This is a genomic window from Brevibacillus borstelensis (assembly GCF_037834415.1).
In the GTDB taxonomy this organism is placed as follows: Bacteria; Bacillota; Bacilli; order Brevibacillales; family Brevibacillaceae; genus Brevibacillus; species Brevibacillus borstelensis_A.
The window spans coordinates 20,868-42,648 of sequence record NZ_JAUMSJ010000042.1 but is presented as its reverse complement, the minus strand read 5'-3'; the positions used below and the strand labels follow the sequence as shown (position 1 = coordinate 42,648).

36 protein-coding genes are annotated in these 21,781 nt (G+C 44.9%); 35 read left to right on the top strand and 1 reads right to left on the bottom strand.

Annotated elements, in window-relative coordinates:
* From Q3F21_RS23340 to Q3F21_RS23175, 35 genes are all read left to right on the top strand, one after another.
* Nucleotides 1–317 (top strand): hypothetical protein (locus tag Q3F21_RS23340; RefSeq protein WP_340258381.1); only part of this gene is annotated, 317 nt, incomplete at its 5' end.
* Nucleotides 314–610: a BC1872 family protein gene (locus tag Q3F21_RS23335; RefSeq protein ID WP_340258379.1), complete on the top strand. Its 297-nt coding sequence runs from the start codon at nucleotides 314–316 to the stop codon at nucleotides 608–610. The genes Q3F21_RS23340 and Q3F21_RS23335, both read left to right, overlap by 4 nt.
* Before the next feature lie 36 nt (nucleotides 611–646).
* Complete coding sequence (locus Q3F21_RS23330; RefSeq protein ID WP_340258377.1) at nucleotides 647–853, top strand: hypothetical protein; 207 nt, start codon at nucleotides 647–649, stop codon at nucleotides 851–853.
* Nucleotides 854–1,080: 227 nt separating this feature from the next.
* Entirely contained in the window at nucleotides 1,081–1,383 is a 303-nt protein-coding gene (locus tag Q3F21_RS23325; RefSeq protein ID WP_340256064.1) for a hypothetical protein, read from the top strand.
* A 35-nt stretch (nucleotides 1,384–1,418) separates the two neighbouring features.
* Nucleotides 1,419–1,682, top strand: coding sequence for a DUF3850 domain-containing protein (locus Q3F21_RS23320; protein WP_340258375.1), 264 nt, complete (start codon nucleotides 1,419–1,421; stop codon nucleotides 1,680–1,682).
* On the top strand, nucleotides 1,666–1,998 hold the full coding sequence (locus Q3F21_RS23315; RefSeq protein ID WP_340258373.1) for a hypothetical protein: 333 nt from the start codon (nucleotides 1,666–1,668) through the stop codon (nucleotides 1,996–1,998). The genes Q3F21_RS23320 and Q3F21_RS23315 overlap by 17 nt, the downstream gene beginning before the upstream one ends.
* Nucleotides 1,999–2,165: 167 nt before the next feature.
* Nucleotides 2,166–2,336 carry a hypothetical protein gene (locus tag Q3F21_RS23310; RefSeq protein WP_340258371.1) on the top strand — a complete coding sequence of 57 codons (171 nt, stop codon included), beginning with the start codon at nucleotides 2,166–2,168 and terminating at the stop codon, nucleotides 2,334–2,336.
* A gap of 30 nt (nucleotides 2,337–2,366) precedes the next feature.
* Nucleotides 2,367–3,014 carry a hypothetical protein gene (locus Q3F21_RS23305; protein ID WP_340258369.1) on the top strand — a complete coding sequence of 216 codons (648 nt, stop codon included), beginning with the start codon at nucleotides 2,367–2,369 and terminating at the stop codon, nucleotides 3,012–3,014.
* A 42-nt stretch (nucleotides 3,015–3,056) separates the two neighbouring features.
* The gene (locus Q3F21_RS23300) at nucleotides 3,057–3,317 is read left to right on the top strand and encodes a hypothetical protein (RefSeq protein ID WP_340258367.1); all 261 of its coding nucleotides are present in this window, start codon (nucleotides 3,057–3,059) and stop codon (nucleotides 3,315–3,317) included.
* Nucleotides 3,318–3,331: 14 nt separating this feature from the next.
* A complete protein-coding gene (locus Q3F21_RS23295; protein WP_340258365.1) occupies nucleotides 3,332–3,664 on the top strand; it encodes a hypothetical protein in 333 nt (110 codons plus the stop codon).
* A 201-nt stretch (nucleotides 3,665–3,865) separates the two neighbouring features.
* Nucleotides 3,866–4,294 carry a transcriptional regulator gene (locus Q3F21_RS23290; protein WP_340258363.1) on the top strand — a complete coding sequence of 143 codons (429 nt, stop codon included), beginning with the start codon at nucleotides 3,866–3,868 and terminating at the stop codon, nucleotides 4,292–4,294.
* A gap of 674 nt (nucleotides 4,295–4,968) precedes the next feature.
* Entirely contained in the window at nucleotides 4,969–5,667 is a 699-nt protein-coding gene (locus Q3F21_RS23285) for a Rha family transcriptional regulator (protein ID WP_340258361.1), read from the top strand.
* A gap of 60 nt (nucleotides 5,668–5,727) precedes the next feature.
* Nucleotides 5,728–6,054 (top strand): hypothetical protein, encoded by a 327-nt coding sequence (locus Q3F21_RS23280; RefSeq protein ID WP_340258359.1) that lies wholly within the window; start codon nucleotides 5,728–5,730, stop codon nucleotides 6,052–6,054.
* A gap of 34 nt (nucleotides 6,055–6,088) precedes the next feature.
* Entirely contained in the window at nucleotides 6,089–6,403 is a 315-nt protein-coding gene (locus Q3F21_RS23275; protein WP_340258357.1) for a hypothetical protein, read from the top strand.
* Between the two features lie 66 nt (nucleotides 6,404–6,469).
* Nucleotides 6,470–6,916: a terminase small subunit gene (locus Q3F21_RS23270; RefSeq protein ID WP_340258355.1), complete on the top strand. Its 447-nt coding sequence runs from the start codon at nucleotides 6,470–6,472 to the stop codon at nucleotides 6,914–6,916.
* Nucleotides 6,900–8,168, top strand: a complete 1,269-nt coding sequence (locus Q3F21_RS23265; protein WP_340258353.1) for a PBSX family phage terminase large subunit — start codon at nucleotides 6,900–6,902, stop codon at nucleotides 8,166–8,168. Before Q3F21_RS23270 ends, Q3F21_RS23265 begins: the two co-directional genes overlap by 17 nt.
* 4 nt (nucleotides 8,169–8,172) lie before the next feature.
* A complete protein-coding gene (locus tag Q3F21_RS23260; protein WP_340258351.1) occupies nucleotides 8,173–9,669 on the top strand; it encodes a phage portal protein in 1,497 nt (498 codons plus the stop codon).
* Nucleotides 9,666–10,076 (top strand): helix-turn-helix domain-containing protein, encoded by a 411-nt coding sequence (locus tag Q3F21_RS23255; protein ID WP_340258349.1) that lies wholly within the window; start codon nucleotides 9,666–9,668, stop codon nucleotides 10,074–10,076. Before Q3F21_RS23260 ends, Q3F21_RS23255 begins: the two co-directional genes overlap by 4 nt.
* Nucleotides 10,073–11,092, top strand: a complete 1,020-nt coding sequence (locus Q3F21_RS23250; protein ID WP_340258347.1) for a minor capsid protein — start codon at nucleotides 10,073–10,075, stop codon at nucleotides 11,090–11,092. The genes Q3F21_RS23255 and Q3F21_RS23250 overlap by 4 nt, the downstream gene beginning before the upstream one ends.
* A 3-nt stretch (nucleotides 11,093–11,095) precedes the next feature.
* Nucleotides 11,096–11,296, top strand: coding sequence for a hypothetical protein (locus Q3F21_RS27540; protein WP_425341295.1), 201 nt, complete (start codon nucleotides 11,096–11,098; stop codon nucleotides 11,294–11,296).
* Between the two features lie 40 nt (nucleotides 11,297–11,336).
* Complete coding sequence (locus tag Q3F21_RS23245; RefSeq protein ID WP_340258345.1) at nucleotides 11,337–11,693, top strand: hypothetical protein; 357 nt, start codon at nucleotides 11,337–11,339, stop codon at nucleotides 11,691–11,693.
* Between the two features lie 133 nt (nucleotides 11,694–11,826).
* Nucleotides 11,827–12,453 (top strand): phage scaffolding protein, encoded by a 627-nt coding sequence (locus Q3F21_RS23240; protein WP_340258343.1) that lies wholly within the window; start codon nucleotides 11,827–11,829, stop codon nucleotides 12,451–12,453.
* Between the two features lie 14 nt (nucleotides 12,454–12,467).
* The gene (locus tag Q3F21_RS23235; protein WP_340258341.1) at nucleotides 12,468–12,827 is read left to right on the top strand and encodes a hypothetical protein; all 360 of its coding nucleotides are present in this window, start codon (nucleotides 12,468–12,470) and stop codon (nucleotides 12,825–12,827) included.
* A 13-nt stretch (nucleotides 12,828–12,840) separates the two neighbouring features.
* Nucleotides 12,841–13,893 carry a major capsid protein gene (locus Q3F21_RS23230; protein WP_340258339.1) on the top strand — a complete coding sequence of 351 codons (1,053 nt, stop codon included), beginning with the start codon at nucleotides 12,841–12,843 and terminating at the stop codon, nucleotides 13,891–13,893.
* Nucleotides 13,894–14,115: 222 nt separating this feature from the next.
* Entirely contained in the window at nucleotides 14,116–14,649 is a 534-nt protein-coding gene (locus Q3F21_RS23225; protein ID WP_340258337.1) for a hypothetical protein, read from the top strand.
* A gap of 15 nt (nucleotides 14,650–14,664) precedes the next feature.
* Nucleotides 14,665–15,057 (top strand): phage head-tail connector protein, encoded by a 393-nt coding sequence (locus Q3F21_RS23220; RefSeq protein WP_340258335.1) that lies wholly within the window; start codon nucleotides 14,665–14,667, stop codon nucleotides 15,055–15,057.
* Between the two features lie 3 nt (nucleotides 15,058–15,060).
* Complete coding sequence (locus tag Q3F21_RS23215) at nucleotides 15,061–15,423, top strand: ABC transporter ATP-binding protein (protein WP_340258333.1); 363 nt, start codon at nucleotides 15,061–15,063, stop codon at nucleotides 15,421–15,423.
* Nucleotides 15,423–15,869 (top strand): HK97 gp10 family phage protein, encoded by a 447-nt coding sequence (locus Q3F21_RS23210; RefSeq protein ID WP_340258331.1) that lies wholly within the window; start codon nucleotides 15,423–15,425, stop codon nucleotides 15,867–15,869. The genes Q3F21_RS23215 and Q3F21_RS23210 overlap by 1 nt, the downstream gene beginning before the upstream one ends.
* A 4-nt stretch (nucleotides 15,870–15,873) precedes the next feature.
* On the top strand, nucleotides 15,874–16,299 hold the full coding sequence (locus Q3F21_RS23205) for a phage tail terminator family protein (protein WP_340258329.1): 426 nt from the start codon (nucleotides 15,874–15,876) through the stop codon (nucleotides 16,297–16,299).
* Nucleotides 16,296–16,484 carry a hypothetical protein gene (locus tag Q3F21_RS23200; protein ID WP_340258327.1) on the top strand — a complete coding sequence of 63 codons (189 nt, stop codon included), beginning with the start codon at nucleotides 16,296–16,298 and terminating at the stop codon, nucleotides 16,482–16,484. Before Q3F21_RS23205 ends, Q3F21_RS23200 begins: the two co-directional genes overlap by 4 nt.
* A gap of 2 nt (nucleotides 16,485–16,486) precedes the next feature.
* On the top strand, nucleotides 16,487–17,803 hold the full coding sequence (locus Q3F21_RS23195) for a phage tail sheath family protein (RefSeq protein ID WP_340258325.1): 1,317 nt from the start codon (nucleotides 16,487–16,489) through the stop codon (nucleotides 17,801–17,803).
* A gap of 13 nt (nucleotides 17,804–17,816) precedes the next feature.
* Nucleotides 17,817–18,281, top strand: coding sequence for a phage tail tube protein (locus Q3F21_RS23190; RefSeq protein ID WP_340258323.1), 465 nt, complete (start codon nucleotides 17,817–17,819; stop codon nucleotides 18,279–18,281).
* Nucleotides 18,282–18,294: 13 nt separating this feature from the next.
* A complete protein-coding gene (locus Q3F21_RS23185; protein ID WP_340258321.1) occupies nucleotides 18,295–18,714 on the top strand; it encodes a phage tail assembly chaperone in 420 nt (139 codons plus the stop codon).
* 331 nt (nucleotides 18,715–19,045) lie between these two features.
* Nucleotides 19,046–19,573 (top strand): hypothetical protein, encoded by a 528-nt coding sequence (locus tag Q3F21_RS23180; protein WP_340258319.1) that lies wholly within the window; start codon nucleotides 19,046–19,048, stop codon nucleotides 19,571–19,573.
* 37 nt (nucleotides 19,574–19,610) lie between these two features.
* Nucleotides 19,611–21,548, top strand: a complete 1,938-nt coding sequence (locus Q3F21_RS23175) for a tape measure protein (RefSeq protein ID WP_340258317.1) — start codon at nucleotides 19,611–19,613, stop codon at nucleotides 21,546–21,548.
* 10 nt (nucleotides 21,549–21,558) lie between these two features.
* Here the strand turns inward: Q3F21_RS23175 and Q3F21_RS23170 are convergent, their stop codons facing one another.
* Nucleotides 21,559–21,738 carry a hypothetical protein gene (locus tag Q3F21_RS23170; RefSeq protein WP_340258315.1) on the bottom strand — a complete coding sequence of 60 codons (180 nt, stop codon included), beginning with the start codon at nucleotides 21,736–21,738 and terminating at the stop codon, nucleotides 21,559–21,561.
* Nucleotides 21,739–21,781: the final 43 nt, after the last annotated feature.

Genomic DNA, 21,781 nt, shown 5'->3' with positions numbered 1-21,781 from the left:
TTCAGGAAAGGGAGGAAAGAAGAATGGAAAACAAATTGGTTATGTGGGCTGGAAATGCTGAGGACAAGGATTCTCTCGTTAATAACATCAAGGGACATCTGGATGTTGAATATTTGATTAAGGTAAGAGAATTTACGGAAACTGACAATGGATTCAGATTCCTGTTTGACGATGAAACTGGCAGCGAAATTGAAATTTCCTTCTACCAACAACAGGATAACCTTTCGGTAAGTGTGGCCGGTAATTGCTCCTGGGACGTGATCAGGCTTTACGACGAAATCCTTTCGCTACTTCCTGAAGAGGAGGAATGCGCATGACCGAGCAGCAGATCATTGTAACGCTGGCCACGAAGGTGATGGGGTGGGAAAGGTTCTTTCATGATGGCATGCAGTTGTGGGGGTGGAAACAAGATTCACCTTACTACTTCACATCTCATTGGAATCCGTTTCACAACATAGCCGATGCGTGGATGATCGTGGAAAAATTCGATGACTATAAAATCGGGAAAGACTGGTGTCGTTTATACAGGGGCGACGACAAGTGGTTCGTGTGGGGGTTCAATACCTCCCGGGAGGCAATTTGCCAAGCTGCTCTTAAATCGGTTGCTTAGCACAACGGTAATTTTGAATCTATGGAGGAAAATAGCATGGCAAAAATCCGTGTAGTAGGCGAAGCGACATTAAAGGTTCGTTTCTGGGTTGACCTTCCTATGAGTGAAGAAGAATTTGACAGACTTACTGAACGGTCGCAAAACAAACTACTGGAGGATCATATTGACTGGAGAAGTGCATGCCAGGGTGCAGATGTTGATGATATCTGGATCGATGATTTGGAAGAAATAGAAAGCGATTGAACACAACACACGATTTGTTAAACTCAAGACTTGTCCTTCTGTATAGCAGCCACAAACAAGCCACAAGTAATAAGGAAAGCAATGCCTACTCCAATCCATGATCCGTCCATAAATATCACTCCGTTCAACATATTTATAATACTTACGAATTGGATTGGAAGAAATTTCATCTCGAGCGGCAGTATCTGTCACAACAATCGATTTGTTAAATGAGAGGAGAATAAAAAATGTCAAAAATCAAAGTTGAACGAGTTCTTGTACAAGGCACTGTAACTTTCACTGTATCCTGCAACGACTTGCTGGGATTGGTCACGCCCGAGCAAGCAGCTGACGAGGGCTTTATGGCGGGATGGTTCGCAGATAAAGCAGCAAAGATGCTGGACTTGGCAGATGAGGACGTAGAACTCGACTATGTAGTACCTGTTCTGGTCAGTGAAGAGACCGCTCACACGTATACGGGGAAGATCATCACGTCATCCGATTGGAAGGCGATCAGAGCCGAACATAAAGCCAACGAAGGGTCTTCTTAACATTTCATTACTTGTGTGCCCAAGGAGGGGAAGGGATGATTCACGATCTTAAAGTTTGGCCCGGGTATTTTGCAGATATACGGGCTGGCATCAAAACCGCCGAGCTGCGATTTAATGATCGGAACTATCAGCCGGGGGACGTGTTGGTGCTGCGCGAGTACGATCCGATTTCTGGCGAATATACAGGCGCGGTAGAAACGCGAACGGTAACTCATGTGCTGGCGGGAGAACAGTGGCTGCAGCCAGGCGTGGTAATGTTGTCGATGACAGGAGGGGAACGGGATGCAAGCAGGACGTGAGCTGGATGTGAAAGTGGCGGAAGCGTTGGGGTACAAGGTCTTACGTGATAAAAAGCCGTGGATGATCGAATCAAATCCAATGGTAAGAAACATACTTCCGTCTTATTCCACTACATGGGGAGGCATGGGCGTACTGGTGGAGGAGGCAGCAAAGAAGCAAGATATTTACTTGAAGGTAGAAGCTGATCCTCATGGAGGGTATGAAGCTAGCGCCTGGGACGAGAGAGATTGGATCAACTACGAATCAATAACCGCCGAGTCCGCACCTCATGCTGTAAGCATCGCCTTCCTGGAAGCAATGAGGATTGCCATTTAACAAAAGAGAAATTGAGAGAAGAGGGTGATTGTCATCCGAATACAAGATGCATTCCGTTTAACAGTCACCTTTAAATACCTAGATGATCTGGGACTGGCGATCAAGATAGGTCGAATATTCATGAATCGCATTGAACCAGAGAAATTGTGATGAGGAGGGGACAGGCTGTGAAGAAAGTGAAGTTTCTAACCACTGATACAAAAAACGTTCCACTGAACGAACTTGAGGATCAAATAAAAACTGAAATTGAAATGATCAAAATGTTCGCTCGGACAAGCAATCCGTTGGTCGACATCAAGATTGTGGCTCATGAAAGAAGAGAAGTTGCTCCGGATTAAAAGAGAAATTGTGAAGAGAGGTGTTTAAAAATGCTCGAGCAAATTTTGGAGAAACAGCAGGAGTTTAATCAATACTTAGACAGTATTGATTTGTCGGTCCTTAAAGAGCAGTACACTAGGAGTGAATTGGACAATTTTTCAAATCAGCTCTATAGCCTGAAAACAAGAAGCCTCGCTTTCGAGGTGAAGAGATTGACCGATGAAATGAAGAAAGAGGAGTATCCAGAGCTTTTAGGAGTTCATCACTTTCCAGTTTTGCGTCAGATCGATTTCCTGACAGAGGAACAAAAAATCGAACTGGATAAATTTCTCGTCAGTTACCGAAAAGGAAATTACGTGTCTGGCTTATGGCGCATCACGAAAAAACACGGCACAGTTAAGGAGATCGAAAAGTTTCTCTTGGATAAAGGTGTAGTCGAAGAAAGGCACTATGCAATCTGCCCTAAATGTGATCAGGGATACATTTCCTCGTTGCTTACACCAGAACAAAAACAAGGCATCGAGAAAATTATCACTGAAAATGAAAGTGAAGAACGATACGAGTACCTTGATACGTTTCTGGACCATGTTTGCATGGAGTGTGATCGCAGCACTGTTCCAGAGGAAATAGAAACACTTAATTTCAAAACAGTATATAAAATGGTCCAAGAACGAGATACGAGTTTGGACAATGTATAGCAGGTGTTTAACTTAATATTTCTGGAGGAAAGAAGGCGACGAATGACCATACTCATTTCGCTGGCGGTACTTCTATCAATATATCTTCTGACGGGTTTTATTATGGCTATACGCATTGTTAAATCCGTCACAGACGAAGAGATAGAGGAGGGTCTATATGAGGAATTGAGAGGGAATCCATTCAAAGAAGAGTTTCTCTACTACGCTAAAAAAAGATGGTTACTCTTAATTGCATTCACAATAATTGGGCCAGCAGATGTGATAAACGAGTTTATAAATGGCGAAGAGGATCGCGACGAGTGAAAGGGTGATAAGCCATGAACGCCAAAGACTTACAATACCGACCAATTATTATAGACAGGCTTGATCGGCAAACAGAAAAAGGGATCAGGAAGTACGGCGGCACAATCGATAAGTCAGGACATCTTAAAACAGTCAGTGAAAGCCTGGAATATCTGGCAGAAGAATTGACGGACGCTTTAGTCTACATTGAACACGGAAAGAGACAGGTTCGTTCATTGGTCAATGAGGCAGCTACTGTCATGAGAAAGTGCGATATTGCAACGTTGGCACTCAGAGCAATTGCCAAAAGAGAAGGGGAAGAGGCATGGATTGCACAAAGGGCACTTAAAGACATGGAAGTGGAGTGATTGCTCTGAAGGATATGCTGGATATCATCCTCGCCTTAATCACAACAGCTCTGTTGATCAGCATAGGAATACCTTTGTTGATAGTATTGATTGTCGCCCTCGTTGCTACGTTACTGATTGGCTTTTTGTGCATGGGGATCGACCAGATTTTTAAACGACTAAAGGGAAGAAAGCAAAAATCGGTTTAACGGAGGAGATAGCTTGAGTGCACAAACAAAGATTAAAAAAGGTACATTCCAGCATGTCGAGTCTGAACTTTACGCATACCACGAGACGAGAAAAGAGATTGTGCGGCTGAAAAACGAAATCCTTTATTCCAACAGTTCGGCAGACGAAAACGTCGGAGGAGGGAAGGGGAACATTCCGGGGGACCCAACCGGACGAACGGCGATACTGCTGACCAGCCATAAAAAACTAGAGCAGTTGCAAATGATCGTGGATGCCATTGAGAGTGTTGTTGAAAGGCTAACAGACGACCGAAAAAAGCTACTCCGTTTGCGGTATTGGGACAAGCCACAAATATTGACGTGGGATGGAATTGCAGCAGAATTGCATGTTAGTCGCCGAACGGCCGTTAACTGGAGAGATGAGATTGTGAGGGCCATAGCCGAGAAGCTGGGCTGGAGATAATCTTTGCACTATGTTTGCACTTTTGGCCCATAAAATCGTGATAGTATGAAAGTATCAGGTAGTGGCATGATCGAAGTCTGCCCTCTGAACAAGGGATCGGGGTGTCCCGGTCGGCTCCCGTATATGATCGATTCCGCCGGGCGCGATGACGCGCCTTATACCGGTTGGCGGATAGATAGGGGTTATTGAAGGGGCTGCGCTTACGCGGGCCTTTCGCTTTCGGAGGTGCGCCGGGAAAAGGGAACGCCAGTCTGACGAGGCTGGGTTCCTCCGGGACTCCATAAATGCCCTATGTACCATGTTGTATATGAGGGCTCCGGGTTCCTATTAGGCTTCCGGATTTTCGGCTTTAACGTGGTTGAAGTGTCTGCCTGTGGCCGGGCAGTTGGAAATGATATGGCTTGTACCCGCGGCGATCGGGTTTGAATCGCAAAACCACGCACAAACACAGCGCATGACGGGCCTGGGTATCAGATTACCCGCCGTGCTTATAAAAACCGCTCGTTAATTGAGCCATACGTATCGTGTGACTCGGCTAATTGGGCGGTTTTTCATTTGGGGAAACGAATGGCGGGCATAATCTCCCGTCGCCTCATTCGTTATAAACGCCATGTCGAAGCTTGATTATGCTGGCATGGCGTCACTCCTATCAACTTTAAGGAGTGCGATAATCGATGAGTGGTCTGGTTGTAGTCAAAAAGAATCACGGTACGCAAGAATTATATGTGAGCAGTCGAGTGATAGCGGAATTATCCGAGTACCAACACGAAAGCGTCATGAGGCTCATCTACAATCATCAAAGATCGCTGGAACGTTTCGGGAGGCTCCGATTTGGAATCGGAACCTTAGAAACCAATGGTGGGGTACAAGAAGTCAAATGGGTTGACTTGAATGAACAGCAGATGACGTTGCTTGTTACGTTTATGCGTAATAACGAAAAAGTAATCGAGATGAAGATCCGGTTAGTGGAAGAGTTTTTCCGAATGCGCGAAGCGCTCCGAGAGCTTCAATCAAGCGACTGGAAGGAAACACGCATTAAGGGTAAACTCGCTCGCCGAAATGAAACAGACGTAATCATGACAAAATTGATTCCATTAGCCATATCACAGGGTAGTAAAAATGCAGAAAAACTGTATATGACATATAGTAAGCTCGTCAATGATTGTGTTGGCATCCCACCGAAGAGTAGAGACAAGGCTACTCAACGTGTGTTGGATGTCATTTTTAATTTGGAGAACCTGATTGAACACGTCATTTCCGAAGAAGTGGAGAAGGGAACGTACTACAAAGACATTTACCAGATATGCAAAGGCAAATGCAGGTTACTCACTGAATTGAGTTACCTACCCAAACAGAAAATGCTTGCGGGATAATGGATGGAGAAACAGGAAAATCCTACCTGATGTCGAAGCTTGACGTAGGGAGGGATGGATATGGAATTATTTAAAGAAGATGGGGAAGTAAAAGGGTACTATCCCCCAGGGCATGGATTTATCATGGATGGATACAGCATGTTTTTTGCTTACAAAAATCTAATGCTACTCCAATTAAATATTGCGGATTCAGCACTGGCCAGTGAAGATTGTGGAGTTAGCAGGAGCAATGCTTATCAGTGGCTTTGGGAGACCGGTAAGGAATTGATAGAGAGAGGGGAAGTAAAGACAGCCGAGACTGTAACCATCCTTTCATATGATGTTAAAAACGGGCAGTTGATTACACCATATTGCAGATTAAGGCGTGACCCAAGCTTGCGCCATTAAGGCAAAAAAGAGATTAGTAATGGAGGAGATCGCAATGGAAGATTGGAAAGAAAAAATAAAGGCGAACGTTGATGCACACAGGAAAAGAAGGGATGACGTCACAAACAATTTAAACACCATGCTTGGAGAATTAAAAGAAGTTGGGGTTGTTGCGCATCTCATCGATTCTAAAGAATATCCCTTGTCATGGACGCTTGACATTGCTGGGAAAAGATTTGAGATAACAGATATGGAGATTCAAAACAAAGAGTTTGAAACCGATGAATGGTACAGAGGAAAACAAGTTGAGGGAAGAAAAGAATTAAAGGAAGCGTTGCAGGAATTGCTTGTGAAAAAATACGAAGATTAAATGGTTTTAACGGAGCGCCCACGAGGTGCTCTTTTATTTTTGGAATATTGGTGGTGGTGATGTCATGTGAAACTAACGGAGAAACAAAAAAAATTTGCTGATTATTACATTGAAACAGGCAATGCGACAGAGGCTTATAGGCGCGCTGGTTACACAGGCAGAGGAAATGTAGCAGAAGCAGCTGCAAGCAGACTGTTAAGTAATGTTAAGGTAAGGGAATACATCGACAACCTCATTGCTCAGAAAGACAGTGAACGCATTGCCAGTCAAGATGAGATCCTGGAGTTTCTGACTAGCGTATTGCGTGGGCAAGTGAAAGAACAGTTTCCGCTTGGCTTGGGGATGGGCGAACAAACTCTCGTCAAAAAGGAATTGGACGGCAAAGATCGGATCAAAGCAGCAGAATTGCTTGGTAAACGATACGCCATGTGGACGGATAAACAACAGGTAGATAGCAACGTAGCCGTACAAATCATCGACGACATTGGAAGTGGCGATGATGAAGCAGATTAAGCTGTCCAACATCGTTACACCAAAGTTCCAGTCATTCTGGCAAGCATCAAATTCACGTAAATACCTGCGGTACGTTCTGAAAGGTGGACGCGCATCGTCTAAATCTACGCATGTGGCTCTGAAATTGGTCAAAGACATGATGAAGTACCCGGTTACAACCCTGTGTATCAGGAAGGTCGCCAGGACACTTGAGGAATCGGTGTTTGAGCAATTGAAAGAAGCTATCGACATGCTTGGAGTCTCCGAGTATTGGCGTGTGGTAAAAAGTCCGCTTCAGCTCGTCTATTTGCCCCGAGGAAACAAAATTATATTTCGTGGCGCCGACGATCCAATGAAGATTAAGTCGATCAAAGTCAGCAAGTTCCCAATCGCTTTTCTGTGGATTGAGGAATTGGCAGAATTCAAAACTGAAGAAGAAATATCGACCATCGAAAATTCTGTGCTTCGTGCAGAGTTGCCGGATGGTCTTTTTTATGCGTTTTATTACAGCTACAACCCACCAAAACGAAAGCAGTCATGGGTGAACAAGAAGTATGAGTCGCACATGATACCGGCGAACACATTCATTCATCATTCGACGTATCTGGATAACCCCCACATATCAAAAGCCTTTATCGAAGAGGCTGAACATGTGAAGGTGACAAGGCCGGATAAATACAAATGGGAATATCTCGGCCAAGCAATTGGCTCAGGAGTCGTTCCGTTTGAAAACCTGGTGTTCAGGTGCATTACAGACGAGGAAATGAAGACGTTTGATAACATCAGGCAGGGCGTTGACTTTGGTTATGGTCCAGACCCGTATACATTCGTCAGGTGGCACTATGACAAGACGAGACGGCGCATTTATGCGTTGGATGAACATTATGGGCAGAAGATTAGCAACCGAGAAGCAGCAAAGTGGATCAAGGAAAAGGGATACCATTCCATACAAACAACAGCTGACAGTGCAGAGCCAAAATCAATTGATGAGATGAAGGAGTATGGCATCCGCATTAAGGGAGCCAAGAAGGGGCCTGACTCTGTTCAATATGGAGAGGAATGGCTTGATGACCTAGAGGAAATTGTAATCGACCCGGAGCGAACACCAAACATTGCTCGAGAGTTTGAGAACATCGACTATGCAACAGACGCTGACGGCAATCCGAAAGCGCGTTTAGAGGACAAAGACAACCATACGATCGACGCTACAAGGTATGCCTTTGAAGGCGATATGAAGAAATCCGGCGTCTGGTTCCCGGATGAAAGGAGGTAAAGGTGTGGGATTCTTAGATCCAAACATATTTGACAACAATCCACAACAGCAGATCGACAGCATCATCCTGAAGGGCAAGCAATCAGCCATGAAGGTTGAAGATATCATCAACCAGGAAGTCAGCGAATGGGAATCATCTGAAAAACTCAAATGGATGCTCATTGGCGAAAGATACTACCGCAACAAGACGGATATTCTGGGCAGAGTGAGAAAGGCTGTAGGAGAAAGTGGCGCATTGGAACCGGTAGCTAACCTCGCAAACAATAAACTCGCCAATGCGTTTACTCGTAAACTCGTTGATCAGAAGGTAGGCTATCTGCTTGGCAAGCCTTTAAGTGTGCAGACAGACAAAGAAGCGTATGCAAAAGTACTCACCTCGTATTTCGATAAAGCCATGATGCGCCGACTGCAATCACTCGGTAAAGAGGCGGTCAACAAGGGTATCGCGTGGCTACATCCGCATTACGACGAAAACGGTCTTCTCAGCTTCAAGAAGATGCGTAGCGAGGAAATTATACCGCTTTGGCGTGACGCCGCTCATACGGTTCTGGATGCCGTTATAAGGGTGTATGAGGTTGTGGAATTCGAGGGAACGCAAAAGAAAACAATCAAGAAGTTCGAGTGGTGGGATACAAAAGGGGTTCGTCGCTTCACGAACAGCAATGCTGGCTTTGTTCCTGATGTAGAAGCAGGAGAGGCAGGCGGACACTTTAGCGTTATTTCTGGCGACAAAGAGATTCAGATGAGTTGGCAGCGAGTTCCGTTCATCGCTTTCAAATACAACGAAGAAGAGCAGCCACTTATCGAGATCATCAAAAGCCTGGTGGATGACTACGACAACCGAAAAAGTGACAACGCAAACAACCTTGAGGATTTGCCAAACAGCATCTATGTGGTTAAGAACTTCAGTGGAACGAAAGCCGAAGAGTTCCGGAAGAATATTTCTACTTACCGAGTGGCATTTGTTTCAGATGACGGTGGTATCGATACGGTTGGCATCGAGATTGATACAGAAGCATATAAAGCACACATGGAAATTGCCCGCAAAGACATTTACGAGTTCGGTCGTGGCGTTGATACACAGGCCGACAACTTTGGCGGAGATAAATCCGGGGTTGCGTTTAGATTCCTCTATGCTGATCTGGATATGGACGCGAACCTGATGGAAACCGAGTTCCAAGCCAGCTTAGAACAGTTGCGCTGGTTCATCGATACACACATTTACAACACATCTAAAGTTGATTACAGCAAAGAACAGGTGGACTTCATCTTTAACCGTGACATGATCATCAATGAGTCACAAGTGATCGAGGATATCAAGAATAGCATGGGCATTCTGTCCGAGGAAACATTGGTCGCGAATCACCCATATGTAACGGATGCTCAAGCAGAGATGGAGAGAAAAGCGAAAGAAAGAGACGAATCTTTTGAAGAAACTGATCCATACAACAACCTTGGGCCTGAGCAGCCGGGCGAAGAAGGAGGGGAGGAAGAGTCTTGATTATTGAGGATTGCGTTCATGATGCGCTAAACACGCTGAGAGATATAGCGACGGATGAAACTGTTGATGCTGAAGCGCGGATTAATGCTGCAGAGAAGATTTTGGACTATGCTGCCAGGTTAGGCGAGTATCAAGACAACAAAATGGATGCTATCGGCTTTACGGCGGGAGACCATGCAGAGCAAGATTTCGGGGAATATTTCAGGAAGATAAGAAAAGCAGCTGGCTTTAAAACTCAGAAGCAATTAGCTCTGGCTTCCGGAATATCTCAAGCAACTATTTCAAGAATTGAAGAAGGAACTCAGAAACCGCAAGTTGGCACTTTAACCATCCTTGCTGATTATCTAGGTGTGCCTAATTCATTGTTGATTGATAAAGTCGGTTACCTTCTGAGTGATTCTGCATGAAATCATCAACATACTGGCAGAAACGCTCTGAGCAGCTTCACAATGAGCAATTCCGCAAGACCGACAAATACATCGACACAACGCTAAAACGCGAATACGACCGCGCTACAGCCTCCATACAGCGTGATATTGAGGTGTTCTACCACAGGTTCGCTGTTAACAATGAGTTAAGCCTTGCAGATGCCCGCAAGCTTCTGAATAGTGACCAGCTTAAAGAGTTCAAAATGTCGCTTGAAGAATTTACCGAGCTGGCAAAAAACAATCCCGATGGCCGATGGACGCAGCTGCTTAACAACGTCTACTACAAGGTGCGTGTTACACGTCTGCAAGCCCTGCAAATACAAATTGAGGCGGCTATCCAAGCGGTAAACATGAAGCAGAATGAGCAGATGACGGGCCTCTTGGACGATATTTACAAAGACACCTACTACCGGACGATATTTGAGATACAGAAGGGCTTGGGTATCGGGGCTTCCTTCGCCAAAGTTGACGACGCCAAGAGGATCGTTCAGCAGCCGTGGCTTGAAGAGAACTTTTCAAAACGCATCTGGAAAGACAACGCCAAGCTGATCCAGCAGCTACAAACGCAGTTTACACAGGCAATCATCCGAGGGGATAGCACAGACTTCACGGCCAAGGTAATTGCAGAGCGAATGGGAGTGGGCTACAGGGCCACGCAACGGCTTGTGAGGACAGAAGCCAGCCATATCCAAAACGAAGCCTCATTCAACGCTTATAGGGCGTCTGGTGTAGTGCAAAAATATGAGTTCTTGGCAACGCTGGACAGTCGGACAAGCTCAATTTGCCGGGCCATGGATAACCATGTGTTTACCCTGGCAGAGAAAGAGATTGGCGTGAATTTCCCGCCTCTGCATAGCAATTGCCGATCCACGACAGTTCCGTATTTTGACGACGAAATTGATCCTGGTGAACGGATTGCCCGGGATTCGAGGGGCACGTACTACGTTACCGGGAATATGAGTTATAATCAATGGCTAGATGAGCATGTCAAATAGGGAGTGATACCGTTGGATTCCCGCAGTTGGTTTTCTGGAACTTGTAAAGCCTGTGGTTATAATGTTGTGGTCACACAACCAGACGTCAAAAACTTTCCTTATGCAGATTATTGGTGGTATTGCAGCAACAAGAAATGCAAGAATCATGAACTAGGTGAGCATACAGGAGATATGGATTTTCCAGAATGGGTAGTCGCTGAGTAGGCGGCTTTTTCTTTTTTCTATAGGCAAAGGGGTGTAGTCATTGAGGAGGATTAATGCCGGTGAAGTGCTATACTGCCGAAAGTGCGGACAGGATATATACAAGATCAAGACAGATGTTAACTCCGCCGATATAGTTAATTACAAGTATTTGGAGGGCATCGGAGACATCCCTAGCCCAACAGAACAAACGTTGATCAATTGCCCTTTGTGCGGGTTTTCTGGCGGGCTTTCCGGCTGTTACCCGGAGAATATTTATCGTTTTAAAGGAACGGAGGAACGAAGTTTTGGAGAACTGTTTGAGCAGGTACAAAAAGACAAAGTTCCTGACCGCAAGATACGAGTAGGTTCGATAGAGGCTGCTTCGAAGTTTGTTCAGGGGTTATTCAACAAAAAATAGCTTGATTTGGGCCGTGAATGAGACTTTCGCGGCCCTTTCGTCTGCCCTCTTTAAAGGTTCGGGGTAAAACTGAACGAAAACCGAATGCTGGCGGGTTACCAGCCTAAAAACCTAATCGGGAGAGTGTAGATACATGGATTTGAAAGAACTGTTGGGAGAAGAGTTGTACAAGCAAGTAGCTGAAAAGGCAGGCGACCATAAACTTGCGGTGGTATCTGATGGAAGTTGGTTTCCAAAAAGTAAGTTTGATGAAGTCAACGAGGCGAAAAAGTCATTGGAAACCGCCTTGAAAGATCGAGACAAGCAGCTTGAAGACTTGAAAAAGTCGACAGGAGATAACAAGGCGCTCCAGGAGCGAATCGAACAACTTCAGACGGAAAATAAAACAGCAAAAGAGAAGTACGAAACCGAACTAAAGGAGCTTCAGACAAACACCGCTTTGAAGTTTGCATTGTCTGGAAAGGTTCATGACCCCGACCTTGTAGTTGGACTTCTGGACAAATCAAAAATCGAACTGGACGAAACCGGCAATGTAAAAGCTGGCTTCGACGATCAACTGAAAGCCCTGCAGGAAAGCAAGGCTTTTTTGTTTGTTCCTGAAAAGAAAGACGAGGGCTTCACATTTAGAGGCATGCAACCTGCAGATGGAGCCGAAGGGGGCGGGGGCGGAGGACAACCAAACATCGGTAAGCAGCTGGCCGCACAAAACAAGCAATCAAGCGAAGCTTTGCAAGAGGCACAAGCAAGCTATTTCAAATAACGGAGGTAAAGACAATGAGTAAGTTTACTGTTACCACATACGGTACGCCGAAACAAATTCTCAAGTTCCCTGATCATTACGTCGCGCTAGCGATTACAGTCGATGACACAGGGGTTACAGCAGGGCCAGATGGCAAGAAGATCGTGCCTGCAGGAACAATCATTGGTGGCGGGTTCCTGTCGGACGAAACGAAAAAGGCTGTAAAAACAAACGGCGCAGGGGCAGAGGGCGTTTTGTTCAACGATACGGACGTAACATATGGCCCAGCTCCGGGTGCAGCTATTATCCACGGCTTTATTGCGGTAGATAAATTGCCAGAAGCGCCTGTTGCTGAAGCTGTCACAGCACTGAAACAAATTACATTCGTGAAGTAAAGGAGAGAAACACATGGCTACAATTTTTGATTTGATCAATGCGCGAAACATCGCCACATACTACGAGGAAAACGGGTCAAATAAGATTCCATACCTTGGTGAGACGCTTTTCCCGGCCAAGAAACAACTCGGCCTTGATCTTAGTTGGATCAAAGGATTTAACGGGCTTCCTGTTCAATTGAAGCCGTCTGAATTTGATGCAAAAGCAACTTTGCGTGATCACGTTCAAATGAGCAAAGTAGATACCGAAATGCCTTTCTTCCGCGAGGCAATGCGTGTAGGAGAGAAAGAACGCCAGGAACTACTGCGCCTGATGTCATCCACAAACTCGCAGTACCTTATGCCAGTTATCAACCGCATCTACGACGATGCCACTAACCTGGTTAACGGTGCTCGCGTAATTTCCGAACGGATGATTATGCAGTTGCTCTCTACTGGTAAAATTTCGATTGCCGCCAATCGTCAAGATTACGAATACGATTACCAAATGCCCGCTTCTCATCAGGAGACACTGACTGGGACTGATCAATGGAGCGATCCGAACAGCAACCCGGTAGATGATATTCGTACCTGGCAGGATAAAGTCGAAGATGACACAGGTGTTCGTCCGACTCGTGCAATCTGCACTCGCAAAACATGGAACTACCTGCTGGCAAACGCAAAAATCCGTTTGGATATGAATCCCGCCGGTGGACAAAACATCATTTTGACTGACTCCATGCTGAAACAATACCTGGAGGCGAAACTCGGGATCACCGTTGCGGTATATGGCAAAAAGTTTGCTCTCGAAGTCGGCGGAGCGGCCCAAAATTTCTATCCAGATGATTACTTCACACTCATTCCTGAAGGTAACCTTGGAAATTTGTACTACGGCACTACGCCGGAAGAGGCTGACCTGATGAGTGGCGGAACATCCGCAAACGTTCAAATTGTGAATACTGGGGTAGCGATTACAACGATCAAAGAGCCGCACCCTGTAAACGTAGAAACCATTGTTTCTCAAATCTGCCTGCCTTCCTTTGAAACGATCGACACTATCTTCATTGCGAAAGTAGCAGGCAACTAGGGAGAGGTATAAAGCCTCTCCTATTTTCATGGAGGTGTAAATATGTCTGACGAGCAAAGACAAGATGAAAAACCTTCTCGCAAACCCAAACCACAGAAGGTAAGGTTGCTCAAAAATATCAAGTACAACGGCAAGCGATACAAGATCGGAGAAGAAATCGAAATTGACGGAAAAGACGAGGACACTTTTGTCAAAGCCGGAATCATCGAGGGGTGACGATCCTTGAGTAAGGCAGTAATGCAGTATTTTGACCGATCCAAAGGGGAGTATGTAACAGTCACCCCAGAAACGCCTTTGCCGACATCTGGTTCCAGTGGCGGAGGCGGCGGAACAACCAACGTCAACGTAACGGGGCAATCAGCCGGATTGGCGACGGCGGCTAACCAAACATCAATGACGAACGAGATCAAGAAGTTGGCTACAGCCGCGGCGCAATCACAAATCCTTGCTGCTGTTCAAGCTAACAAACCCGTTGTGCCCGTGGGGGTAGCCTTTCTTTCCGGTGAAGTAGATCCTTCATCCGGGAGTGATTACCCCAAATTGATTGATCTAGCCAACGAAGGTGCGGTTACGATCAAGATTCAATGCCCGAAAGCAAACACAGCCCCGTTGCTTGTATCTAACGATTCTTTAGGCTTTGGTCAATGGGAGATTCAACCCGGAGAATCCGAGGAGTTTCATTACAACAAGCTGTATGTGTCAACTACGGGGCAAGCCAAGCAAAACCTAACTTTCAAGGCGTGGAAGTATGCGTAGAAAAGAGGCGACTTCATGACTTGGGAAAACCAAATAGACAAGGTGCTTGAAACGGTCAAGTTACGCCTTGTCCTCAATGATACCGCACATGATGCGCTAATCACCTCCTACATTACGGAGATAGGTTGGCGTATTAAGCATTATTGCAACATTACGACCATTCCTGATGATCTGATTTACGTATGGGCCTCTATGACGCTTGATGCTGTCCGCGTTGATCTTCCGAATGTCGATGAGATTTCCGACAGCGTTGGTGGCGGAGGGGCAAACGTCAAAGTTGGCGATACATCTGTTTCTGGCGGCGGCGGATCAGGTGGAGGATTATCAAACACGGCAAAGACGGCAATCGACAGCGTAGTTTTCAACTACCGGCTGGATCTCCACCGGTATCGTCGGATGAGGTGGTAACCTATGGGGATGATCAACTACAAGGCTCATAGGAAACGAATCGAACGGCTGTATATAGATAAATGCACCATATACCGCTATCAGAAAGTGTCCGAAGGCGGCGAAACCATCCTGAAACCAGCGCCGATTTATACAGACCAACCTTGTCTTATCTCACAAAAGACGCTCGGAGCCAACAATCAGACGGATGCACAGAACAACATCCAGTACGAAACGAAACTGTTCATCGCTCCTGAGTTGGAAATCAAGCAGGGAGACATGATAGAGGCAACCAGAGGCGCTGTAACGAGGAAATATGAAGCAGGCGAGCCATTCCCCTACCCTTCACACCAGGAAGTGTCAATACAGCGTAAGGAGTGGGCCTAATGGCTAAATGGGGCAGTTTTGATTTTGGCGAGTTTAAGAAGTTGGCCGATGCGTTTCAAACTACCCTAGATCAACGTGTAATCGACCGGTTCATGCAAGATTTTCTCATGGAAATGGCGATGCGATCACTCAGGAAGATTAAGAAGCGTACTCCTGTTGGCAAAGATACTCCATCTCCAGGACAACTGAGAAATGGTTGGCAGGTAGGAAATATCGAAAAACGTGGCGATTCCTTGCAGGTTGAGGTCTATAACAATACGCATTATGCCAGCTTTGTGGAGTACGGACACAGGACAGGTAAGGACCTTACCGGATGGGTGGAAGGTCGGTTTATGATGACCATATCCATGCAGGAGATCGAGAGAGAGTTACCGCGTTATCTTGAAAAGCGAATGGTCGAGCTGCTAGACAACATCATGAACGGCAGGCCGCCTAAGAAGGAGTGAGGACATGCAGCCCGTCACCTTTCTGGATGTGCGTACAGGAGTGTTCAAAGCCTTGGAGACAGCCTTTCCCGGGGCTGATAGATACGGCGAGGAAATCAAGGAGGGATTAACTACCCCTTCTTTTTTTGTGAAGCTTTTGGAGCCTACACACACCCAAGAATTAGACAGACGATACGTCCGGGAGCTGCCTTTTGACGTGCATTACTTCGCTGATTCAAATAAAGACCGTATTACCACGGCTGAGCAGTTGACCAGCGTACTCGGAACTATCCAGGTAAACAGCCGGCCTGTTTGTGGAATCAAGATGTCCTGGGAGATCATAGACGAGGTTTTGCACTTTTTCGTTACGTACCGCATGCAGGTTTGGAAGCAGAAACCTGACGTTCCAAGTATGCAGACGCTTGATATTGAGGAGGCGATCAAGATATGACCCAAAAAGCAAAAGAAGCAAGCGCCAAAGACCCGTTGTTCACTAAAGCGCTAATCTTAACATCCAAGCGGTTCAACCCTTTGGAGAAAGATTTTCTTCAGGCCGTTCTGGATGAAGGCAAGTCGTATTCCGTTGAACAAGTAAACGAGATACTTAAAAAAGCACTGACAAAAGAGGTGAAGTAGCTTTGGCGGGTGGAAACTTTACATTCCAAAACAAAGTTCGCTCGGGCGTTTATGTCAATGTGAAAAGCCAGAAACGCGCAATGGGGACGATTGGGGAACGAGGAATCACAACGTTGCCTCTACCTCTCTCTTGGGGGCCAGCAAAGCAGATTATTAAGCTTGACTCTAGCGAAGACCCTACGGATGTTCTGGGTTACCCAATTACAGCGTCGGAAGTCTTGCTGATTAAAGAGGCTATGAAACGAGCAAAAACTACTCTGTTGTACCGTTTGAACGAAGGTACAAAGGCAACTGCTACAACCGGATCACTGACGGTTACCGCGAAATACGGAGGCGTCAGAGGTAACGATATCACAGTAACCGTCACGCAAAATATCGATGAAACTGACAAGTTCGATGTCAAAACCTTTGTCTCTGGAGAAGAGGCAGACACGCAAACAGTTGCTACCATCGAAGAGCTTGTGGCGAATGACTGGGTTATATTCTCAGGAACGGGTGACCTAACTGCTACTGCAGGGGTTCCGCTCACCGGGGGAGATGACGGGACAGTTACAGCTCAAGATCATGCTAATTTTCTTTCGGCTGTAGAAGTTGAAGAGTATCAAACGATCGGCCTCACTGTGACCGACCCAACGATCAAAGAAGTATATGTTGCGTTTTTCAGACGGCAACGTGAGGATGAAGGCAAAAAAGTACAATTGGTTCTCGAAAATTACCCTACTGCCGACTATGAAGGCGTAATCAGCGTCAAGAACGGCGTTGTGTTGGCAGATGGCACTAAGCTAACAGCAGCACAGGCAGTTGCTTGGGTGGCAGCTGCAACAGCCGCAGCACAGGTTAACCAGTCGCTCACTTATGATGCTTACGATGGAGCTATTGACGTTGAACCAAAATACACAAACAGCCAAATCATCGATGCACTCAGGAAGGGCGAATTTTTGTTCATCGCAAACAACGGGAAGGCTGTTGTTGAGCAGGATATCAACACGTTTACGAGCTTTACACCGGATAAAAATAAGTCTTTCAGCAACAACCAAGTCATCCGTGTTGTAGATGGTCTTGCCAATGATTATTACCGCATCTTCAGCGAGTTCTATCTTGGCAAGGTGCAAAACAACGATGACGGACGCAACCTGCTGAAGTCCGAGTGTATTAACGTTTCGCAACAATATCAAAACGTCGAGGCGATCCAAAACTTTGACCCGCAGACCGATCTTGAAGTATTACCGGGGCAAGATGTTGATGCGGTTGTAATCAATCAATGGATTCAGCCAGTTTCTGCAGTTGCGAAAATCTACATGACCATTACGGTTGAATAGGGGGGGATAGTAGATGTTCTTTAATGTACAGGACGCGATTAGGGGTCAACAGGCAAAAGCGTATGCGAACATTGACGGTAGGATCGAAGAACTGTTTTATGGGCGAACATTAGAAGCCACGATTGAAAAGAAAAAGACAGACGTCCCTATCTTGGGTAAAACAACAACGCCTCAGCGTGCAGCCGGATGGACCGGCTCTGGTACGCTGAACGTTTATTATGTCACGTCTGTTTTCCGCAACTTGATGCTTAGGTATGTTAAGGCAAATCGAGATTTCTATTTTGATTTGACTGTAGTTAACGAGGATCCGGAATCTAGCGTAGGCAAACAGACTGTGGTTCTCAAAAACTGCAACCTGACGAGCATTACTATTGCCAAGTTTGATGCAACGTCTGACGAGATGCTGAATGAAGATTTGCCGTTTACGTTTGATGACGTTGATATTCTGGACCAATTTGGTAAGCCAATAGGAATCTAAGGAGGACTAAAAAATGAACACATTGCAAGAATTTCTTAATGCCAACCCAGTAGATAATTTGACTGAGGAAGTAATCATTTCCGATCGTTTTAAAGACAAAGATGGGAACATCTTTAAATTCAAGATTAAAGCAATGACTAACGAAGATTTTGAAATCGCTAGAAAGAAGGCAATGAAACTAAATCTTCAAAAAGGGAAAAAGGAAATGTCGTTTGATAACCGGGCATTCAATGAATCCATCGTTATTAACAATACACTCTATCCAGACTTTAAAAATACGGAGAGTATCAAGGCGTTAGGGTGCATGAGTCCAGAGCAATATCTAAATAAAGTGCTGCTCTCTGGTGAAATTGCTGAACTAGCTCAACAAATTCAAGTGCTAAGTGGATTTGAAAAAGACCTGAGCGAACTGGCAGAAGAAGTAAAAAACTAATAAAAGAGGGGGAAGGGGACTGGAATTACGCTTACTTCTCCCTCTTTAAGTTCAAGTTGATGCCGTGGGATTACGCGAAACTGGACATAAGAAGTAAGGCCCTCCTCATAGGTATGATTGATTATTACACCGAGGAAAGAAAAAAACTGGAGAAAAACCCAAAATAGCCATAGACTTAAAAAGAAAGCCGTACTATGATAATGGGAAAAATTACTCATTGAGGAGGCTAAAAGTGCTGTACCTTTTTATGTCTCTGTGGATTATCTTCGGCGTGTTGTTCATTGGTCTGTTGATATACTACCTAGTTAAACGAAAACATGGGAGGCTTGCCTTGGGGTCGCTATGCGTATCTGTTGCTTGTTTAGTTGCTGGGATAATTGTTAATAGCCAAAACTCACAGATAGTGGCAGCAGAACAACCTGAACAACAAAAATTAAGTAAACAGGAGTCAAAATTTGTCATGGATGTGACGCAATTTAGTCTAAAAACTCCTTCAGAATTGACTAAGTTGATAGGTGAATCCGAATCAGTGAATGAATGGGAATTTAGTAGTCCGAATGGCAACAAATATAAAGCAAAGACTTATTCATATGAAAATGGCAACAAAGAATTCTTAGTTATTGATAATAAAGTCGTCCGGTTAACTTTGAATGAAACAGGGTTTTATACGTCCACTCGGGAAGCTCTAGAGATTTTTGGGGTAAAACCAAACCCCGAGTTCATTGCAAAAGTAGACAATGATCTTACGATGCGATATCTTAACATTTCTGAAGGGGTAGATGAATTCTGGTTAATATCTGACGGGAAAGGTAAAGTGACAACCTTAAAGGTAACCTACGATAAAAGTTATTTTGAATAGGCGCTCAGTGAGCGTCTTTTTTTATGGAGGTGAAACGGTGGCTACCGTAACATCAACTTTAAAAATGTTTGATGCTCTCTCCGGGCCGTTAAAAGGGATAACGCAGAGTCTGAATATGACGATTTCGGCCATGCAGAGTATGCAGAATGCAGCAAATAACAATGTCAAAATTGATAAAACTCTCGTTGCAGCAAAGCAACAACTCGCAAAAGCGGAAACCGAAATCAGACGTCAAATCGAAAATTCCACAAAAGAGCAAGAACGCTTTAACCGATCCGTGGGTAAAGGCAAGAAAGGAGTAAGCGAACTATTACAAACCTTAAAAGGTGTAATGGCGACATATTTAACCTTAAATGCTGCTCAGGGTATTGCAAAGGTAAGTGATGATTATATCAATACACAAGCTCGGATAAAAATGATTAATGACGGCTTACAAACAGCCGCAGAGTTACAAGAGAAAATTTTTGCATCAGCAAATAGGTCTCGCGGGAGTTATACAGATATGGCCGCCGTTATTGGGCGGATGGGAGTTCTTGCGAAAGATGCTTTTAAAAACAATGAAGAACTTCTGGCTTTTACGGAGTTAATGCAAAAATCTTTTAGAGTCGGCGGGTCATCGACGATGGAACAGCAAGCTGGGATGTACCAACTGTCTCAGGCTATGGCAGCAGGGAAGTTACAGGGGGACGAGTTTCGTTCTATTATGGAAAATGCTCCTTTGCTTGCTGAGTCTATTGCTAAGTTTACTAACAAGTCAAAAGGCGATCTGAAAACAATGTCAGCAGATGGGACAATTACTGCTGATATTATTAAAGGAGCAATGTTCGCGGCAGCAGACGAGATCAACAAAAAGTTCGAAGAAATGCCCAAAACATTTGGAGATGTACTAACGAGATTAAAAAATAGTGCTGTACAGTATTTTGCGCCAGCAATTGAAAAAATGAACGAGATGCTAAATAACGAAAAAGTCCAACAAAATATTACGAGCTTAGGGAAATTGTTTGGTGACGCTGCTATCGCTGCCATAGGGTTACTAAATGCAGTTGGATATGTCTACAATTTCGTGTCAACAAACTGGGCAGTTATTGAGCCTATATTGTGGGGGATTGTTGCTGCAATTGGTGCGTGGAAAATAGCTCAAATAGGTTTGAATATTGCCATGATGGCAAATCCAATTGGCATAACCATAATGCTTATTGCAGGGCTAATAGGCGTAATCGTTTTTCTGGTTAAATGGTTCATTAACGCTTGGGAAACTAACGACCAATTTGCTGCCGGTTTATTAAGGGCGTGGAATTCAGTCCTGAACTTTTTTGATCAAGTCCCTATCTTCTTCATGAAAGTTGGCTTTGGAATTATCAATGCTTTTGAAACCGCAAGAGTGGAATCATTAAAGTTAATGGAAGACTTGGTTAATGGATTGATTCTGCGCATCAATAAACTAATAACTCACTTGAACAAAATTCCAGGTGTGAGTATCGACGCAATAAACAAGGTTGAGTTCACGGTAAGAGCATCTGCTGAAGCCGAAGCAATAAAAAAAGCGGGCGATAAGGCTATCGCTGCAATGGAGTTAAGTGCTTCAAAAAAAGCAGCTGAACGAGAGCAGAAGGTATTGAACATGCTCGATGATCGCGCAGCAAAACGTGCAAACGCAGTATCGGAATTAGAAAAGGGATCTGATAAAGGGTTTGACTTCGGAAAGTTTAAAATCGGGTTGGATTCAATCGACAAAGTCGGAGAAGTGGGCAAGATCAAGAACAAAGTAGACATCTCCAGCGAAGACTTGAAAACCATGCGCGAACTGGCCGAAATGAAAAACATCCAGAACTTTGTGACGTTACAGCCGCAGTTTACATTTGGTGATACACACATTAAACAAGATGGTCGATCTGTTGATGAGATCATTGCCAACATCACTGATCGCTTAGAGGAAGATATTGTTGCATCAGCAAAAATGGCTTTAGGTGTGTAAAGACCGCATTTTAGCGGTCTTCACTTTCTTTTTCTTGAAGTTTCTGATGATATTCCTGGATGGCAATCGCTGCGACTCTTGAAGCAATTTTTGCAAAAGAAGGAGCAAGTGGAACATCGTTTTTAGACATAGAGTCCATAAACCGTTTCACTGTCGCTTCCTCAATTTCAGCAAAGTCCTTGTCGTCCATTGATAGATCACCACCTTCCTACAACATTTTACCATATGGGGGT

Bases quoted from the DNA above. Each gene is read 5' to 3' on its own strand.
- Q3F21_RS23335 (WP_340258379.1), top strand. From the start codon at position 314: ATGACCGAGCAGCAGATCATTGTAACGCTGGCCACGAAGGTGATGGGG.
- Q3F21_RS23330 (WP_340258377.1), top strand. From the start codon at position 647: ATGGCAAAAATCCGTGTAGTAGGCGAAGCGACATTAAAGGTTCGTTTC.
- Q3F21_RS23325 (WP_340256064.1), top strand. From the start codon at position 1,081: ATGTCAAAAATCAAAGTTGAACGAGTTCTTGTACAAGGCACTGTAACT.
- Q3F21_RS23320 (WP_340258375.1), top strand. From the start codon at position 1,419: ATGATTCACGATCTTAAAGTTTGGCCCGGGTATTTTGCAGATATACGG.
- Q3F21_RS23315 (WP_340258373.1), top strand. From the start codon at position 1,666: ATGCAAGCAGGACGTGAGCTGGATGTGAAAGTGGCGGAAGCGTTGGGG.
- Q3F21_RS23305 (WP_340258369.1), top strand. From the start codon at position 2,367: ATGCTCGAGCAAATTTTGGAGAAACAGCAGGAGTTTAATCAATACTTA.
- Q3F21_RS23300 (WP_340258367.1), top strand. From the start codon at position 3,057: ATGACCATACTCATTTCGCTGGCGGTACTTCTATCAATATATCTTCTG.
- Q3F21_RS23295 (WP_340258365.1), top strand. From the start codon at position 3,332: ATGAACGCCAAAGACTTACAATACCGACCAATTATTATAGACAGGCTT.
- Q3F21_RS23285 (WP_340258361.1), top strand. From the start codon at position 4,969: ATGAGTGGTCTGGTTGTAGTCAAAAAGAATCACGGTACGCAAGAATTA.
- Q3F21_RS23280 (WP_340258359.1), top strand. From the start codon at position 5,728: ATGGAATTATTTAAAGAAGATGGGGAAGTAAAAGGGTACTATCCCCCA.
- Q3F21_RS23275 (WP_340258357.1), top strand. From the start codon at position 6,089: ATGGAAGATTGGAAAGAAAAAATAAAGGCGAACGTTGATGCACACAGG.
- Q3F21_RS23265 (WP_340258353.1), top strand. From the start codon at position 6,900: ATGATGAAGCAGATTAAGCTGTCCAACATCGTTACACCAAAGTTCCAG.
- Q3F21_RS23250 (WP_340258347.1), top strand. From the start codon at position 10,073: ATGAAATCATCAACATACTGGCAGAAACGCTCTGAGCAGCTTCACAAT.
- Q3F21_RS23240 (WP_340258343.1), top strand. From the start codon at position 11,827: ATGGATTTGAAAGAACTGTTGGGAGAAGAGTTGTACAAGCAAGTAGCT.
- Q3F21_RS23235 (WP_340258341.1), top strand. From the start codon at position 12,468: ATGAGTAAGTTTACTGTTACCACATACGGTACGCCGAAACAAATTCTC.
- Q3F21_RS23230 (WP_340258339.1), top strand. From the start codon at position 12,841: ATGGCTACAATTTTTGATTTGATCAATGCGCGAAACATCGCCACATAC.
- Q3F21_RS23220 (WP_340258335.1), top strand. From the start codon at position 14,665: ATGACTTGGGAAAACCAAATAGACAAGGTGCTTGAAACGGTCAAGTTA.
- Q3F21_RS23215 (WP_340258333.1), top strand. From the start codon at position 15,061: ATGGGGATGATCAACTACAAGGCTCATAGGAAACGAATCGAACGGCTG.
- Q3F21_RS23210 (WP_340258331.1), top strand. From the start codon at position 15,423: ATGGCTAAATGGGGCAGTTTTGATTTTGGCGAGTTTAAGAAGTTGGCC.
- Q3F21_RS23205 (WP_340258329.1), top strand. From the start codon at position 15,874: ATGCAGCCCGTCACCTTTCTGGATGTGCGTACAGGAGTGTTCAAAGCC.
- Q3F21_RS23200 (WP_340258327.1), top strand. From the start codon at position 16,296: ATGACCCAAAAAGCAAAAGAAGCAAGCGCCAAAGACCCGTTGTTCACT.
- Q3F21_RS23190 (WP_340258323.1), top strand. From the start codon at position 17,817: ATGTTCTTTAATGTACAGGACGCGATTAGGGGTCAACAGGCAAAAGCG.
- Q3F21_RS23185 (WP_340258321.1), top strand. From the start codon at position 18,295: ATGAACACATTGCAAGAATTTCTTAATGCCAACCCAGTAGATAATTTG.
- Q3F21_RS23170 (WP_340258315.1), bottom strand. From the start codon at position 21,738: ATGGACGACAAGGACTTTGCTGAAATTGAGGAAGCGACAGTGAAACGG.